General features: G+C 40.5%; 19 protein-coding genes. 3 read left to right on the forward strand and 16 right to left on the reverse strand.

Going from position 1 to position 17,333, the window contains the following annotated elements; translation table 11 throughout:
- Positions 1-40 precede the first annotated feature (40 nt).
- Positions 41-712, forward strand: a complete 672-nt coding sequence (locus tag GQY27_RS17225; RefSeq protein WP_160036493.1) for a tetratricopeptide repeat protein — start codon at positions 41-43, stop codon at positions 710-712.
- Positions 713-784: 72 nt separating this feature from the next.
- Here GQY27_RS17225 and GQY27_RS17230 read toward each other — a convergent pair whose 3' ends face one another.
- The 14 genes from GQY27_RS17230 to GQY27_RS17295 form a co-directional block, all read right to left on the reverse strand.
- On the reverse strand, positions 785-1,858 hold the full coding sequence (locus GQY27_RS17230; protein ID WP_160036494.1) for a phosphotransferase: 1,074 nt from the start codon (positions 1,856-1,858) through the stop codon (positions 785-787).
- Positions 1,859-1,948: 90 nt separating this feature from the next.
- Positions 1,949-2,614, reverse strand: a complete 666-nt coding sequence (locus GQY27_RS17235) for a GDSL-type esterase/lipase family protein (protein WP_160036495.1) — start codon at positions 2,612-2,614, stop codon at positions 1,949-1,951.
- A gap of 236 nt (positions 2,615-2,850) precedes the next feature.
- Positions 2,851-3,051 (reverse strand): hypothetical protein, encoded by a 201-nt coding sequence (locus tag GQY27_RS17240; protein WP_160036496.1) that lies wholly within the window; start codon positions 3,049-3,051, stop codon positions 2,851-2,853.
- Positions 3,052-3,119: 68 nt separating this feature from the next.
- The gene (locus tag GQY27_RS17245; RefSeq protein ID WP_160036497.1) at positions 3,120-3,545 is read right to left on the reverse strand and encodes a GNAT family N-acetyltransferase; all 426 of its coding nucleotides are present in this window, start codon (positions 3,543-3,545) and stop codon (positions 3,120-3,122) included.
- 99 nt (positions 3,546-3,644) lie between these two features.
- The gene (locus GQY27_RS17250; RefSeq protein WP_160036498.1) at positions 3,645-4,352 is read right to left on the reverse strand and encodes a hypothetical protein; all 708 of its coding nucleotides are present in this window, start codon (positions 4,350-4,352) and stop codon (positions 3,645-3,647) included.
- Between the two features lie 108 nt (positions 4,353-4,460).
- The gene (locus GQY27_RS17255) at positions 4,461-4,976 is read right to left on the reverse strand and encodes a nucleotidyltransferase family protein (RefSeq protein ID WP_160036512.1); all 516 of its coding nucleotides are present in this window, start codon (positions 4,974-4,976) and stop codon (positions 4,461-4,463) included.
- A gap of 203 nt (positions 4,977-5,179) precedes the next feature.
- On the reverse strand, positions 5,180-6,070 hold the full coding sequence (locus tag GQY27_RS17260) for a class I SAM-dependent methyltransferase (protein ID WP_160036499.1): 891 nt from the start codon (positions 6,068-6,070) through the stop codon (positions 5,180-5,182).
- Between the two features lie 132 nt (positions 6,071-6,202).
- The gene (locus tag GQY27_RS17265; RefSeq protein WP_160036500.1) at positions 6,203-7,921 is read right to left on the reverse strand and encodes an ATP-binding protein; all 1,719 of its coding nucleotides are present in this window, start codon (positions 7,919-7,921) and stop codon (positions 6,203-6,205) included.
- A 57-nt stretch (positions 7,922-7,978) separates the two neighbouring features.
- The gene (locus tag GQY27_RS17270; protein WP_160036501.1) at positions 7,979-8,245 is read right to left on the reverse strand and encodes a hypothetical protein; all 267 of its coding nucleotides are present in this window, start codon (positions 8,243-8,245) and stop codon (positions 7,979-7,981) included.
- Positions 8,246-8,455: 210 nt separating this feature from the next.
- Positions 8,456-8,914, reverse strand: coding sequence for a MarR family winged helix-turn-helix transcriptional regulator (locus GQY27_RS17275; protein ID WP_160036502.1), 459 nt, complete (start codon positions 8,912-8,914; stop codon positions 8,456-8,458).
- Between the two features lie 76 nt (positions 8,915-8,990).
- Positions 8,991-9,551: a GNAT family N-acetyltransferase gene (locus GQY27_RS17280; protein WP_160036513.1), complete on the reverse strand. Its 561-nt coding sequence runs from the start codon at positions 9,549-9,551 to the stop codon at positions 8,991-8,993.
- Positions 9,552-9,576: 25 nt separating this feature from the next.
- Complete coding sequence (gene rpiA / locus GQY27_RS17285; RefSeq protein ID WP_160036503.1) at positions 9,577-10,248, reverse strand: ribose-5-phosphate isomerase RpiA; 672 nt, start codon at positions 10,246-10,248, stop codon at positions 9,577-9,579.
- A 181-nt stretch (positions 10,249-10,429) separates the two neighbouring features.
- Positions 10,430-11,044: a TraX family protein gene (locus tag GQY27_RS17290; RefSeq protein ID WP_328803023.1), complete on the reverse strand. Its 615-nt coding sequence runs from the start codon at positions 11,042-11,044 to the stop codon at positions 10,430-10,432.
- Positions 11,045-11,120: 76 nt separating this feature from the next.
- Positions 11,121-11,591, reverse strand: coding sequence for a GNAT family N-acetyltransferase (locus GQY27_RS17295; RefSeq protein WP_160036504.1), 471 nt, complete (start codon positions 11,589-11,591; stop codon positions 11,121-11,123).
- Between the two features lie 198 nt (positions 11,592-11,789).
- On the opposite strand from GQY27_RS17295, the gene GQY27_RS17300 reads away from it, so the two are divergent.
- Positions 11,790-12,260, forward strand: a complete 471-nt coding sequence (locus GQY27_RS17300; protein ID WP_236570646.1) for a MarR family winged helix-turn-helix transcriptional regulator — start codon at positions 11,790-11,792, stop codon at positions 12,258-12,260.
- A 123-nt stretch (positions 12,261-12,383) separates the two neighbouring features.
- On the opposite strand, the gene bcbE is transcribed toward GQY27_RS17300, so the two are convergent.
- Both bcbE and yicI read right to left on the reverse strand, forming a co-directional pair.
- Positions 12,384-13,664 carry a bacillibactin exporter BcbE gene (gene bcbE / locus GQY27_RS17305; RefSeq protein WP_160036505.1) on the reverse strand — a complete coding sequence of 427 codons (1,281 nt, stop codon included), beginning with the start codon at positions 13,662-13,664 and terminating at the stop codon, positions 12,384-12,386.
- A gap of 189 nt (positions 13,665-13,853) precedes the next feature.
- Positions 13,854-16,172 (reverse strand): alpha-xylosidase, encoded by a 2,319-nt coding sequence (gene yicI / locus GQY27_RS17310; protein ID WP_160036506.1) that lies wholly within the window; start codon positions 16,170-16,172, stop codon positions 13,854-13,856.
- 199 nt (positions 16,173-16,371) lie between these two features.
- On the opposite strand from yicI, the gene GQY27_RS17315 reads away from it, so the two are divergent.
- Positions 16,372-17,277, forward strand: a complete 906-nt coding sequence (locus GQY27_RS17315; protein WP_160036507.1) for a helix-turn-helix transcriptional regulator — start codon at positions 16,372-16,374, stop codon at positions 17,275-17,277.
- Positions 17,278-17,333 lie beyond the last annotated feature (56 nt).

The following is a 17,333-nucleotide window of genomic DNA, read 5'->3' on the forward strand; positions in this document are numbered from 1 at the left end:
GACATGAGGAGATTACTAATTATTTATCAGGGGGAAGGTTATGAGTAAATTTTTACTATTTGGTTTGCTTTTCTATATCATTGGTAATCCGTTTATTGCTATTATTGTACTGTTTCTTATTTTTTACCTTTTAGATCGGCGTTTTGTCGGTGTATTTCCAAGCATCACAAAACCTTTTAAACGGATGCGAAGCATCTCCAAAAATCGGCAGCAAATTGCGCTGAATCCAAATGACGTTACCTCTAAATTTGACTTAGCAAGACTCCTGATTGAACGCAAAAAGTACAGGGAAGCTCAGCAGTTACTACTATCGATTGAGTCTTCATATGATCATTCAGCAGAATATTGGGATATGGTCGGAACGACAGAGATTCATCAAGGACAGCTAGAACAAGGGGAACAACATACGCTGCATGCAACGAAACTGAATCCAAAAGTAAAATACGGCCAACCCTACCTTCGCCTCGCATCCGCTTACAAGGATAAAGATCAGGCTAAGGCACTTCAATATGTAGAGAAATTTCAAGACATCCAGTCTTCCTCCAGTGAATCTTTCTATTACCTCGGACTTGTCTACGGAAAGCTTGGCCAAAAGGATGAGGCAAAAGAAGCCTACCGTCAGTCCATTGACGTATACCGCTCTCTGCCTAAATATAAAAAGCGGCAAGAGCGCCGCTGGGCTGTCCGCAGTTTCTTTCGGAAATCAATATAATTACATCCCATTCCTAAACTTATTAAAACGCTATTCTCTTCCTTATCTGCCCGAAGAGACAGCGTTTTTTTATTATAGCCATTGTCTTACTCTAGCCTGATGTAACGCAAGCCACCTTACACAGCTTATCAACTTCTGCAGCTGATCGCGAACGATATCTGCTGGATCAATTCCTTTATGATACCGAGTCAAAAAATGCATGACGACATCTACTCTCCGAAGAAGCACAAGAGACGGAATCATGTCCTTCTCTTCGGGTAATAGAGAAACTTCGGAAGCATAACCGCTGATCAGCGCTTTAAGATTGTTCCACATCTCCTCTTCTGCTTGCGTGTTATCGTTCTCATCCATAATCATGCCAGTGATGAGATCGGAAAGAGGAACAGCCAGTTCCATCACACGAAGATCCCAAGTAGCAAACTCAAAATCAAGGATTGTGGTTATATTCCCTTCTTCATTGACTAAAATATTTGAAGTATTCAGATCTCCATGTACGAGTTGGTGAGGAAGATCTTCGAGGCCTCCGCAAGTCTTGATGAACAGATCTTCAATGACTTCTGCGATTTCCTTGGTTTCTTGATGCAGGGATTGAAAAGACGAGTCAGGTTGCTGTAGAAAACGAATGAATGTTGCTGGCGAAATTTCCGGATAAGCTAGATCCAATCTGTAGTAAGGTGGATACACAGGCGCTAAAGGAACCGTTATGAGGGACAATGCGAGTGTAACCTGGCCCGCTTTTTGTCCCAATTGCAGGTACTGATTCGGCCCCATTCGTACCGCATTACTTCCTTCTTGATAGTGAAATAAGGCTCCTATTTTCCCTTCCTGATGAGTAAATGTCGTATCTTCCAATGTTGGTACCAGCTGCGGATAAACAAACTTTTGCTTATGTATTGCAAGACTTTTCAGAATAGCATGTTCATACTTAACCTTATCAAAATCCTGATGACTATTGTAATTACGCAGTACATATCGTTTCCCACTCAGATGAATCAAGTACGTAGAGTTGTTCATTCCTCCCGTTAACCGCTCAATGATACAACTCTCTAATTCTGTTCCCGATGAGTCTTCAACGTAATTCTTAAGCATACGGCGAACGCGTACTTCTTCTTCTCTAGTGATAGAGGGCTTGTTCGATGTTTCCATACATGGTTTTGCTCCTTCTTCTATAGTAAAGTATTCTCCTGATCGAAGCGTAGAGGATACAAGCTGGATTTGCTTGCATCCTTCCTATTGTTATTTCTTCTTTTTGCGTAAGGTGTAAGGCTTCTCCAGCTGTAACAACGGAGCATACCCTGTACGATCCAGCTGTGATTCGATAACCCGATATCCCTTACTGCTTGGATGGACCCTATCAAAAAATAACAATTCCCTTTCTCTTCCCTGAAAAGCGTAAAGAAGCTGGGCTGTAGCTATGTTATGACTATCTCGACTTGTAAGGAAATCATTATATTGTTTCACCCAATGATAGGCAGCCTCATTCTTAGGCAGCGGATTATACAGTCCAACGAGCCGAATAAAGTAAGATGAATCCTTTTTTAAAGATTGGATCTGTGAAAGAATCTCTTTCATATTGTGCTCACATACGTCCAAAGTCTGAGTGAATAGTGGAGAACTTAGATTCCATCTCGTTGAACGAGCTGCCTGTATCAGATCATTCCCGCCGATAGAGATCGTAATAATATCAGCATGTACAATGAGATTGCGCAAGTACTGATTGTATTTTACCATGGATAGAAGTCTTTGGGAGGTAAGTCCATTGATTCCCTGATTGCTTACAAGAACCGCACTTCGTAAATGATACTCCAGTCTTTTTTGATAGAGTGGTACAAACCCGCTTCCAAATAAAGCACCAATACCTACCGTCAGTGAATCGCCAAGAGCCAAATAACGGTACACCATTTTTACTCCTCCTTTCTCTATGACTTCATTGATTTCAGAAGAATATGACAAGGGTAGTGATCATACAACATATGTAAAAACGGAAGCAGGCGGCACGGCAAGTTCTCTTTTCTCTCCTTTTTTATAAAAAAACGCAAAAAGACATATATGATTCTGAAGAGGATGAAACCACCCTTTTCAGAATCATATATGTCTAGTCTATAAGTTAAGTATCACATAATCCTTCTTCGATGTGACTAGGTAACAAAAGTAATAATGCTCCCGATCAACATTCCTGCAATAAAGTAAGTTCCGCTTTGCGGAACTTTAACTTTCCGATGCTCCGCATAAACGATAAGCAAAAATAACAACAAGAAGCTAATTTTCAGCCAAAGAAAAACAAAGGGAACTGCAAGTCCAAGAAGTAAACCGATGATTCGATACACTGTGGTAGACAAATGCATATACTCCTTCTCTTAGTACCGTGATAGATTACGTAAGTCTTGCTGTTCTCATCTAAGATGAATTATTCCTCTTCTTCTATTTCAAACACACAGCGGAAATGTTCCACGCCAGGGTATTTCTCACCGAGGCTATAGACAATAAAGCCAATATTCCGGAAAAAATCAACCGCATCTTCTTCGATCTCTGCGGTCACGATTTCAGGCTTTAGCGTACCGATCATCTCAGAGATAATACCGCGACCATAATCTTTCAGACGATTCTCTGGCAGGACAGCGAGATGCTTGATTTTCACCTCTTGATTTTGTTTCTCGATTCCAATGAGAGCTACTAGCTGCTCTTCATCCTCGAAACCGTATAACGTCATCGAATCTTGTTCCCTATATTCCTTCAGGACAGCAAGTACATATTCCTGCTCAGGAAGAGTAGCGTATTCAATAAGTTCCTGTACTATAGGATCTTCCAAACGATCTTGTAAAGAAATAAGCAATGTATATCCTCCTATTCATGCGCATTTACTATACGTACTTTAGGGCTTTTACATGAATATTTCAAGTCTATTATACAATCTCAAACGAACATTTCATTTTCAACCATGATATGGATTGTTGCTGTAAACCTCTTCAACAGCATCAGATGATGAACTGAGCGCTGACCAGGAAGGTAACAAGAAACGTAATTCTTCCGCTGTCTCTTGTATAAATTGTTCTATTCGTTCAATATCCATGAGCCGCAGTGAACGAGGTTTAATCGGTTCTTCCAATTTACGAAGGATCGCGAACCGATAATCATCTACTTCTTGAAGAGAGACAAGTCTGCCCATGGATGCAGCAGGTGCGGATTCAAGTAATTCGAGTAGTTGCTTTGTCTCTGGATGCGTATCCATGAGTATGTATTCGAGTTGTGTGACGTCCCGGTTATAAAGCGATTGAAACGAGCGAAACTGCATATACCATCGGTACAGAAAAATACTTTCTGCTAGATTTTCCATCCCTTTATATACGGTTTCAGCCCATCTCAAATCAACGTATATATGCGCAGCATACCCCATTAAAAACTGTCTGTAATCTTCGCCAAGATGAATATTCGTATGTGATACATGAAATTGCTGAATCTCTCTTACCCGCGGCAGAATCCCATCCACATTGCAGAGATGAGCGTTCCACTTCATTTGTTCATTCATATTCCGTCTTGTAGTAACCGCATTCGGTGCAATGTTGCCCAGAATAAAAGATGGTGATGGACGTCCTTGTTGAACCAGATGGGCAACCGTTAAATGTACCATTGGCCAAGGCATACTTTATTTCCCCCGCTTTTCCCCCTAATAAAATAGAAACATGATACATATTCTCTATGATTGTATCTTTTTCTCTCTACCTCATGTTTCTCTACGATCTATGAGCTGTCAGTCCATCATGAGCAATAAAGGCCAGTGATCCAGCCATTGCTTTTCAAATACTCTTTGTCTATAAAGCCCCGTATTCCGGAAATATGGACTTTTTTTCACATTCATCTCGAACAGATCAGACAATCCAAATGGAGCTATGATCTCCAGTTCATCTTGATCATTCAGACGAATCGCAACCGCAGTCGCTGTCTCCGTCCAGTACCGCATGGCATCTTCTACGGATTGGTAGGGAGGATCCATATTATATTCATGCATTCTTGCTTGATTCTTGACTTGCCATTTCCGACCAATCTGTCCTGACTGCAATTGTTTCTCATACTGGATATCAATCCACTCATCTAACTGCTTAGGATCATAATAAATAACATCAATATCATTCAGCGGAGTTGCCTCTTTATATTCGTGCAGTTCATCCCACACTCGGTTCCTTACATAACCAGCGGCTATACACCCCTCTGGTAAGCCAAGTTCGCGAACCCGTTTAAGATCATCGATAATTTGAGGCTGATTCATGATATCTCGCAGACGTTCTTCATATGTCAAATGTAATCGTCCTCCTTTTCTTTTATACGATTTAGTCTAAAACGACACTTCACAGATTCCATAGTTTCACATCCTTAATTATAGATTGAACTTACTACAGCGACAATAAAATGTTTGCACTTATATTCATAAAGTAAAAAAACAACAGACTTCATGAGCCTGTTGTTTTTTACCTATTTTCTTTTTCTAGCAGCAAATCGGAGTAACTGACAGCGGAATTCGGTAGGCTCATCATACTTTTCTTCAGGAATCGCCTGTGTAACTCGCTCCGTGAATAGAATATCCCAATCGTCCTGATAACGATCGGTTAATAAATCCTCAGCATATTGCGTAGGTAGATTGAGTTCAATCAGCGGTTTAATTGGTTCAAGATTCGAAAGTTTTACTTCCTCTACCCCGGTACTCATCGTAATGAGGTTTATTCCGCCTATTTTTGTACCTGCCAGCATTCGGCCCAGCACCTGATGGAGTGCCTCTTCAGAGGATACATGTTCTAGACATGAGCAGGCTGCGATATAATCATACCGGTTTGGCTCAATCTCGTAATGTTCAATGTCCGCCTGCTTTGCCGTAATGAATTGATCGACTTGATATTTTTTGGCGTGCTCTTGTAAGCTATCAACCGCTTCCTCTAGTAAATCTACCGCTACGACTCTGCTATTCGTTCCGCGCAGTTTATCTGCGATCGCAATCGTATTCCTGCCTGCACCTGCCCCAAGATCTAGCACAGTGAGATGATCTTTGAAATCTCTTAATCGGTCAAGCGTCTCCATGACAATCGGCATGGGTCCAGCCATCCAAGTTCCTTCTTCATAAAGATCGTGCTCTTTATAAAAATTACGATGATATGTTTCTTCCATTTTGCGTGCTTCTTTAAATTGTTGTTCAGACATACGGGCCATCCCCTTTCTAAATTTGCCGTACAGCAGAATTTCACTGTCCTCACCCGTCTTTTCAATCAAAAAATCGATCCATCTCACCAGATCAAGCCGGTCATGCCAACCAAACCCAATATAGTCGCCTTCACTTGATGGATCTGATCCAGGAATAATCTGGACTAGCATGATAAGAGATTCACCAAGCATCCTATATTGTACTTAAACCGTCTATGATTTCCTAACCTGCAAACCTGTTTTTCAGCGCACAAAAAAAGGTATCCTAATGACGAAGCAGATACCTTTTTCATAAAATTTGTATTATTGATGTACTGATGAAAGAACCTTCTTAATCTCCATGCAAGCCTTCTCGTAAGCCGGTACCAACAGTTCCATCAATCGTTTAGGTTCTTCAAGACAACCCATTCTTGCCGATGTTTCTATCTTTCCTAACAGCAAGGAGAGATGTTCAATTCCCAAACTAAGACTGCTCGATTTCAAGTCGTGTGCAGTATTGATTACTTCACTATATTGATTATTATTAATATGATGAATCAATTGATCTATTTTGCTCGGCGTATCCGCTTGATACATATCAAGCAAGGTTTCTAATAACTCTCCCTTCTTGTCCTCACTAAGGTTCAATAGCTCCATGACCACTTCCTCATTTAGAATAGAATTATCATGCATTTCAGGAAGCCATCTCTGCATCATTTCCCGCAGTGTTTCTAGAGTGATTGGCTTAGGTAAGTAATCGTCCATACCTGCCTCGAGACATTCTTTACGCTGCCTCTCTGTAACATTCCCCGTGAGGGCGATAATAGGTGTATGCGGGCGCATTTCATCCTGTTCGATCTGGCGGATTTTTTTTGTCGCTTCTATTCCATCAAGCTTCGGCATCATATGATCCATTAGTATAGCGCAGTACGGTCTACTGAGATAAGCGGCAACCGCTTCTTCTCCATTCTCCACCGTATCTATATTTGTAATTCCAAGCTTCTCTAACTGAACAAGAACAACCTTACGGTTAATACTGTTATCTTCTGCTATTAGGATTGGATGTTCAAGAGGAGAACACTGGATGCAGTCCGTGGTCTCAAGTGCTATCGCTGTTAAACGGTTCATTTCCGATTCATTCGCAGTGGGAATCATCGCCTCGCCGTTAGATTTTATTTCAAAAGAGACTTCGATCCAAAAAGTAGAACCTTCTCCATAATCACTGATGACACCAATCTGACCATCCATCAGATTTACAAAGTATTTGCTAATACAGAGTCCAAGTCCGGTTCCACCATACTTAGACTGTTGTCCATCAGATGTCTGGACATAAGGTCTAAACAATTTAGACTGATCTTCCTTCGTAATGCCAATTCCAGTATCTGAAATTTCTATTCGAAGCTTTTGTTTCTGATCTGATTCAGATAAAACCCGAATTCGTGTATAAATTGATCCGTCCTGTGTAAATTTGATGGCATTACCAACAAGATTCATGAGTATTTGAGTTACCCTGGTACTATCACCAATTAACGTGTCAGCTAATGAGTCATCAATCTCTGTATACAGTTGATTACCAGATTTGTAAGCTTTTGCAGATAGAAGCATATTGACATGTTTCGAAATGCTTCGTAGATTCATCTCGGAAGGATTTAATTTCATTTCTCCTGCTTCAAGCTTTGAAAGATCTAATATATCATTTATTAAATAGAGCAAAAGTTGAGATGACTCCTGAATAACCGTAACCGATTGCCGTTGTTCCTCCGTAAGCGATGATATTAATAAGATTTCAGCCATCCCTATAATTCCATTCAAAGGCGTTCGAAACTCATGACTCAGTAAGGCCAGAAATTCACTTTTTGCTTCATTCAGTCTGAAATTGTTTTTGGGAAGTTTCCTCTGTAACGTAACCAGATCGTCATTCATACTTGAAAATTCACTGAGTACTGTCTGCTCATGCTCTTTACTCTTAATTATTTCCCTGTTAAGTTCAGCAATGATATTTCTCAGTTTTGTCAGCTCGTGTTCATTAAATTTTGAGGGCACATCATCCCTCCTCTCTTATAGATCACCTATAATGAAACACGAAGCAGGATTTATTCTTCAATTGGAAGAAAGCAGGGAATAAGCTGCTTCAATCGCACTACCGGCATCATGAGCATACCCGTCTGCCCCAACTTCTCTCCAAAGCTCTGGGTCAATATTAAAAGGAAGTAAGATATCCCCGTCTGACTCTTTATATGTTCGTTCTAAGATTTCTTTAATTAAAGTAAAGTTAATACGCAGGTCTTCCTCTGTTACTTGATACCTCGCAACTAATAATTTTAGCCAAGATACATATTGTGTAAAAAGAGAGGGACTCTTCATCATAACACTCTCTGCCAAAAAACTCAGGCTATATTTTGTATCTTGTTTCGTTTTAATTATAAAAATCTAAAATCAAACAGAAATCCATTTTTTTCAGACTGTATCTCAATTACAATTACTTAATTGTCCCACACTATAAAACAACATGCAAGTAATTGGCAATTTCAATCAAAAGAAAACCGACCTTGCTAAGGTCGGTTTAACATACGAATTTCATCTTTCTATTTCTTGTCCACTCGCCGATAATCCTAGCTTTTTCAGCAGACGAATCGCTTCTATTTTTTCATCATCGGTTAGTCCTTGCTCTGCTTCTTTAATGACTTCATGATGGCCTGGAAAAATACGCTCAAAAAAAGCAGTTCCCTCATCCGTCAGTTCTGCATAGATTACCCTTCTATCTTCCAAGGAAGCTCTGCGTAGTAGCAAATTTTTGCTTTGCAGCTTGTCCACTACATAAGTAATATTACCGCTTGACATAAGTACCTTTTCCCCAATCTTTTGCAGGGGCTGAGGTCCCTTATGATATAACAAATCAAGCACTCCGAACTCCGTCGTATTCAGACCATGACTCTGAATGTCTCGATTAGATCTTGCAGTTACAGCGTTATAGGCTCTAGCTAGAACCACAAACAACTGAAGCGACAAATCTCTCTCATCGCGTAAATTAGACATAACCTTGCCTCCAATAGCCTCTATCAATAAAAATATCCATTGTTTCCACGTTAAAATTGGATCATGGTGTGAATCATCAACATAAATGGTGTGCTTCCCATTCCTCTCGCAACATCCCCATTCGGATTGAATCATAATAGATTCCATCTACGATTCTGCACATCCGCATACGACCTTCTACTTGCATCCCGAGCTTTGTACCCACACCCATCATTCTTACATTTCCAGACCATGTAGTAAGACCTATACGGACAATAGGGAGACTCTGAAACAGATAAGTAATCCAGCATTTCATGGCTTTTGTACCGCACCCTTTATTCCAGTCTGCTGCTTTGTACATCACTATTCCTGTCTCGATCCACATCGACTGAGAATCTTCTATATAGTAGGATAAAGTCCCTAGAATCTGACCGTTCACTTCCATAATGACCCAAGAAGGCACTTCCTTTGAGGTCGCCTTTTCAACTGTTTTACGAAAATCTTCCCGGCTCTCATGCACTAAGGGGTAATAGGGTGCATCCCACTTTTTCCACTCTGGATTTGTTTCACCATGTATGAAATGATATAAATCATCGAAATCTTTTTCTTCAATGGTACGTAGAATTACATCATCTAGTTTCCCGAGAATTTGTCCGATGACTTATCTTCCTCTCTTAAAAAAGTTACCTTTTTTTGAGCTCAATTGACCCGTCACTGTGTGATACTACCACGGTATCTGCCAGATCGACGAACAAACCATTATCAACGACACCCGGAATCATATTTAACTTTTGATTAAGTCCCTCTGCATTAGAGATGCGTCCAAGCAGACAGTCTGCAATATAGTTTCCGTTATCCGTCACATATTTCTCTTCGCCGTTCATGCGCCACTGTGGACGACAGCCAAGCTGATCCAGTGCCTGAAATGTCCATTCATGTGCAAACGGAACAATCTCAACAGGCAATGGGAATTTACCAAGCGTATGAACAACTTTGCTCTCATCTACCACAATGATCAGCCGTCTGCTGTTCGTGGCCACAATTTTCTCCCGCAGAAGTGCACCGCCGCCACCTTTAATCAGATTTAATCTGCCATCAACTTCATCAGCACCATCGATCGTAAGGTCGAGTCTACCCATCTCAGCAAAAGGAATAAGAGGGATTCCCAATTCCCGCGCCTGATCCTCAGAAGCTTTGGAGGTAGCTACTGTCTGAATATTAAGTCCTTCTTCCTTAATTCTTTCGCCTAGTCGTTTAATAGCCCAATATGCCGTAGATCCTGTACCTAGTCCTACTTTCATTCCATCTTTAACGAAATCTACTGCTCTTTCTGCTGCTGCCTTTTTTAGTTCCACTAAATTCTCAACTCCCAATCTATGTTTAGCAAAACAAATCATCATACCACTTCGTGGAATAGATTCAACTTATGTTCTATTGTAACCGATTCATATTCATGAAGGAATAACACCATAGAAAAAACAGCACAAGATATGTACTGTATATCACCTATTATATATAGGAAGCTTTTATACCGTATTACACGATTCGAATAACGGCAAGTACCGCAAGATGTAAGGGATAGAAACTTACCCATAGCCAGCGCGGAACAGTAGAGCGAAAGGAAGCTCCCTTGTCCATTAAGAAAGCAATATATACCGTTGCTAGCGTGCTCCAGATTTGAAGTTCAGATACCACCATATCCGCGATATTAAGCAGCAAATGAGCACCCACCATAACCATACCTTCGGTGTATCTATAGATGAGAACCAGAAAGAGGCCATAGATCCCATAGTCCATCGTGGATAATTCCATGAGAATACCACAAATTATAACGATCAGAACTTTAACGATTATACTCTGGGACTTATCCAGCAGCTGAAGAACAAGCAGCGAGGACAACAGTGTCCAGATTACATTCAAATTCGAGTGCTGGAAAGCAAGCATAAATGGGATCTGCGAAATGATAGCCAGCAAAAGTAAACGATAAGTATAGCGTTTCATATTCCTTGTGTATTTATAACCAAGATATGTCGAAAACGCATAGATCGGAAAGGCAAACCTTCCAATAATCCGAAATATACCTTCATCCTGATAAAAAATAGCACCTATATGATCAATCAACATGGTAAGCATTGCAATCCAGTGCAGCAGATATCCCCCCTTATGTTCCGTAGCTGTATTATGCCATAAGGATTCTTCGGATTACAATGAACCCCTGGGTATACAATCAAGATCTTGTGAGAAGATAATAATGATAAAATTTGTTGTCTCTTATATATCCTTCAGATTCATACAACTTCTGAGCTGCACTATTATGTACTGAAGTGGATAAAGCTAGTCCCTTTGTTCCTGTAAGGCGGGCCATATGTTCTGCTTCTTGCAGCAGAGCTCTTCCAGCTCCCCATCTTCTCACTTCTTTTCTTACATAGAGATCATTTAGGATCCACTGAGACTGAAGGGAAACGGACGAAAATGAGGGATAAAGTTGCACAAAACCGACAGGCTCGTCTGTTCCTTTTATCTCAGCATAATAAATGACAGACTGCTCTTTTTCCATTCTCTCCATTAGAAAAGCTTCAGCATGCTTTGGATCAGACGGCTGCTCATAGAATACACGGTACTCATCAAATAAAATAGCAAGTGCAGGTATGTCCTTTTTTTCGGCTCTTTTTATAGTCAGCTTGTCCTTATTCGTCAATGGAATCCCTCTTCTCTCATTTTAGTTCACTCTTAGATTATAAGAAACTTTAATGCTTTGTTATATAGTTAACACTAAAAATTTTGTTTAATCTGGGAAATTTTTATATAACGTTATTTGTAAATTTTTTTGACATGGATAGAAACAGTCAATAATATTAGTATAACAAGTATTTTATAGAGAGGATTAACTAACACATTGAATAAGTTTACACTTGAACATTCGCTTGGATTTATGCTCGGCGTTGCTTATAGACGTTCTGTTCATCTAATGAATCAACTTTTGAAACAATATGAGATTACTACGGAGCAATGGTCTGTTCTATTTCACATCTACTCTCACGAAGGTTTGAATCAACGGGAAATTGCCGCAAGAGCTTATAAGGATCAACCAACGACTACACGGATTATTGACATGCTGGAAAAGAAAAATCTAGTCGTTCGTAAACCGAACCCTGCCGATCGCAGAGCATATGAACTATTTCTTACGGATGAAGGTGCTCATCTATGCCGCTTAATTCTTCCTATTGAAGAGAAATTAAATTCAGATTTTGCTGAGATTATTCCCGAAGAAGACATGAAAGTTTTTCTCCGAGTATTGAATGAATACCACACTCATGTGCAAAAACAACAAGAAGAAGTACACGAACAGAAGAACAGCTCAAAGTAACAGGATAGGAGGGCGAAAGCCCCTTCCTGAGCAGAGCTGCTCTAGAAATAATACTACAATAACCACAGATGTCATCCTCGTTAAAAGCCCATTCTTTAAACTGAAGGAATGGGCTTTGTTATGTTATGCTTTACGCTTAATTCGAATGAAACTTTTTCCACCTAACCGATAATGCTTACTGCCTGTATTCTTTCCAGAACCGGTTCCTTCATTTTGTTTCGGTTTTATTGCAAACAATGTGAGTAACGCTCCTATAGCTGCAACCCCTGCTAGTATAGAGAACAGTACAAAATGTGAGGTATTTAACAGCAGCGAAATGACAGGCGGCCCAAGAGACACCCCGATAAAGCGCATACTGCTGAATAAAGAAGTGATTGTACCTCTATGTTCCTTCTCTACCCCTTCTGTAATGAGCGTGTCCAAACATGGCAAAGTTGCGCCAATACCGATTCCTCCAATTGTAAAAACGCCCACTACATAATAAATGGATTTTGAAAAACCCATGGTAAATAAAGCGGCTGTCAAAATGACAAGTCCAATAAACCCGATCCACTTCATTCGGGATTTATGACTGCCAATGATTTTACCGCTCACAAAAGAGGATAAACAAAGCATAGCTAGCGGAATTGCCAGTACAAATCCTTTTGTTATGCCATCTATACCATACTTGCTCTCAAGGATTTCAGATAAGTAAAAAAGCACACCAAAAATAACAAACATGCAAATACATCCCACCGCAAAAATGGCGTATAGCCAGCGCCCTTTTTCTACCATGACTTCTTTAAGGGAGCGAAGAAATTGCCGCAAAGGTGGTACTTCTTTATGTTTTTTGGGTGTTTTCACTAAAAAAATGACAAGTAATAATGAAATGATACAGAGTGTGGGAATCATTAAAAATGGTGAATACCATATCCAGGCCCCAAGCGCTGCTCCAATGATCGGGCTGAGCACTTTACCAAAAGTATTGGATGTTTCAACAATCCCCAAACTTGCACTTACTTCTTTTTCGTCATCAAACATATCCCCTACAAGTGGAATAACAATCGGAAAGGCTCCTGCTGCACCGATACCTTGCAGTAATCTTCCACCTATAATTGTCCAGTAAGCCGCTCCGTCTGTCATGAACCAGGCAGCGAAGCCTGAAATAGCCCCGCCTATAGCAGCAATCGCAAGAGAGGGAATGATGATCGCTTTTCTTCCAAAACGATCCGATAAGTACCCAGCTATGGGAATCAAAATAATAGCCACTACAGCATAAACTGTAATCAACATGCTCACTTGAAAGGTAGAAACCCCCAGTTTTTTTCCGATCTGCGGTAAGATTGGGATTAGTGCTGAATTGCCTAAAGTCATAATAAGCGGAATAGAGGCAAGAGCAGCTAGATCCCATTTCTTATCTTTCATTACATACCCACCTCAGCTGCTTAGGTTATTCATTTGACCCTAATTATGATTCAAGATACGAAACAAAATTAAGTTCAAACGACTTTCTTAATATGGTTACATCGCTTCAAAATTATGCAGTTTTCGTTTTTGTTAGTAAACACAAAAAGAAGACAATGCGCTTATGCATCGCCTTCCTTACTCATTATTTTAAATTTCAATCGTAAAAGTTCCGTTGTTCTCCTCAGGTGTAATTATAAGGCCAAGATCTCCTTTGGATACGGAAGCTCCTTTTACTCCAGATACTTCATGAATATCACGTAATACGAGAGACCACGCTTTTCCTGCTCCTGCCGCGGCTACTTCTAGCTGGGAACCTGCATGAATAACAGTTACCGTCAGTTCTTCTTCCGCTTTCGTGCTGAATACTTTTGCTATTGCAGAAGCTTGATCTGCCAGCTCGAACAAATGCAGTGTTACTCCATCTGCGTAATCATATTCGATAACATCGTTAACCGCACCGACTGCAATCAGACTATTTGGTTTGATCATCATCGGTAAGGTACGGAAACTGTGGTTTTCTTGAATGAATCTTCCACCCTTCACTTTTTCTCCAGTGAGAAAGTTCGTCCATGTTCCTTCAGGGAGATAATAGTTTACGTCTCCTTCTCTATTAAAGACGGGTGCAACAAGAATGGAATCTCCAAGCATGTACTGTGTATCCAGCCCAAATGTAGCCGCATCATGCGGGAACTCCAGCATCATAGCCCGCATCATTGGGATACCTTGAACCGTTGAATCTTTAGCTGCATGGAACAAATAAGGCATGAGACTGATTTTGAGTTTCGTGAAATCACGAACTACATCAACGGACTCATCATCAAATAGCCAAGGCACACGGTATGAAGTACTTCCGTGCAGACGGCTGTGTGAAGATAACAATCCAAATTGAACCCAGCGTTTATATACATCCGCTGGTGCCGTGTTTTCAAATCCACTGATATCATGACTCCAGAATCCAAATCCAGACAATCCTAGAGACAAACCGCCTCGAAGGGACTCCGCCATGGATTCATATGTTGCTGAGCAATCCCCCCCCCAATGTACCGGGAATTGCTGTCCACCCGCTGTTGCGGAACGCGCGAAGAGTGCTGCCTCATTTTTACCGAGTTTCTCTTCAAGTAACTCAAATACCGCTTTGTTATACAATTGAGTATAATAATTGTGCATTTTCACCGGATCTGATCCGTCATAATACACAACATCGGTTGGAATTCTTTCACCAAAGTCCGTTTTAAAAGAATCTACGCCTTGGTCAATGAGGACAGACAGTTTACTCTTATACCACTCCACTGCATCCGGATTTGTGAAATCAACAAGTCCCATGCCTGCTTGCCATAGATCCCATTGCCATACACTGCCGTCCGCTGTTTTTACCAGGTATCCATTCTCCATACCTTCATCAAAGAGATAGGATTTTTCGGCAATATAAGGATTAATCCAAGCACAAATTTTGAGACCTTTATCTTTCAGTCTGCGAATCATCCCTTCTGGATCTGGGAACATGTCTACATCCCATACAAAATCAGACCACTGATATTCTTTCATCCAAAAACAATCGAAATGGAATACAGATAACGGCAAGTCTCTCTCTGCCATACCATCAACAAAATGATTTACTGTCGCTTCATCATAATCGGTAGTGAAGGAAGTCGTCAGCCACAGACCGAATGTCCAAGCCGGCGGCAATGCTGGTTTACCTGTTAAAGCAGTGTAATTATTCAGCACGTCTTTTGGATTATCACCGCCTATAATGAAGTACTCAAGCGTCTCACCTTCCACACTGAATTGTACTTTGGACACATTCTCGGATGCCACCTCGTAAGAGACACGCTCAGGATGGTTAACAAATACACCATAACCTTTATTTGATAGGTAAAAAGGAATGTTTTTATAGGCTTGTTCACTGCTTGTACCGCCGTCTTCATTCCAAATATCTACGACTTGACCATTTTTGACAAAAGGGGTGAAACGTTCGCCAAGTCCATATATGTACTCGCCTACACCCAGATCGAGTTGTTCACGGAAATAAGCTTCTTTATTAGGACCTGTGATATATCCAGCTGCTCTGCTTCCACTGCCTGTGATGCGCTTGCCATCATATTGAAACTGTATATCCCATCCGTTCGTTTTGTCCACATGAACACTTAATTTACCGCTTTGAAGTACTGCACCTTGCTCATCTTTATGAATAGATACATCTGTATCTTGATTATAAATTTGAAAAGCAGGACCATGATCTACTTTCCCTTTATGATGGTTCAAAGTTACCTTAATAACGTTTGGCATTGGTGAACTATACGTCGCTTTAAGCAGCGTACCATTTAAGGTATCCCCTTTTACCAAGATACGTTTTGTAGCCGCATATACCGTAATTGAATCTCCCTTTTGAACAATGTCGCGAATATCAGCGGGGTTCTGAATTTGATACCCTTCGCGTACGAGCCAGAATCCGTCTGTAAATTTCATTGTTTCTTACCCCCTTCAGTTATACTATAATGATATTGATATCATTTGGTTTTTTCTTACGATATTTTGATGAATAATATCACTATTCTGATATTTCCAGCTATTCTTAGCTGTTTCTTTGTCCACTCGGACCTAATAATGGAAGCGATTGCAATTATATAAGATTTATATGTGAAAAAGAGAGGCGTGAACAGTTCATATGAACAAAGAATTGCTTCGTGAAAATAGAGTCCATGGACATTCTTTATTTCCTGTCAGTGTATATCCAAAAGTAAATCAGCTAAATGGGGACAGTATTCTTGATTGCCATTGGCATGATGAGATGGAAATTATACTCATGGAACAGGGTACTGCTGTATTTCATGTAGATATGAATGTATATGAGGTTACCGCAGGGGACGCGATCTTTGTAGGAAGCGGAGAAATTCATGCCGGGTATCTGTTAGGTGACGAACGCTGTATTTTTTCAGCCATTGTATTTGATTCAAGGTGGCTCGCCGGGCCTTCCTATGATGCTTTGCAGGAGAATTTATTTGATCCGTTACTGACAAAGAGACTCCTACCTCCGCGCCATATTAAGAAAAGCACAGCATGGGGATCTTCAATTCTTCATCACATCCACCAGATTCTGCATGATCACGAGGTAAAGAGCCGAACGCTCGAAATTTCTACAAAAGCTCATTTGTATCTGATCTTCGCTAACATGTTCGAACAAATGCAGCTTGATGAAAAAGCTGGGGGGGTTGCAGGCAGCCCCGACAAAATTGACCGGATTAAAGCCATCCTGGGTTATATACATGAGCATTATAGTGAAAACATGAAGCTGAAAGATTTAGCCTCTCACCTTAACATGAGCGAAGGACATTTCTGTCGTTTTTTTAAACAGATGGTACAGAAAAGCCCTATTGATTATATTAATCACTATCGAATACAGAAAGCCTGCAAGCTGCTTGAAAATACAAACTATAAAATAGTTGATATTGCTCTCGAAGTCGGATTTGATAATCTCAGTTATTTCATTACTCTATTCAAGAAACAAAAACAACTCACTCCTTCGCAGTATCGCAAACTTTTCTATGAACAAATTGCGATTGAAGCTTTATAATATAATCGAGTAGGAGGCTACCCATTAGAAGAGTAGCCGACCTCTCACACCACCGT

The organism is Paenibacillus sp. An7, from assembly GCF_009870785.1.
Classification (GTDB): Bacteria; Bacillota; Bacilli; order Paenibacillales; family Paenibacillaceae; genus Paenibacillus.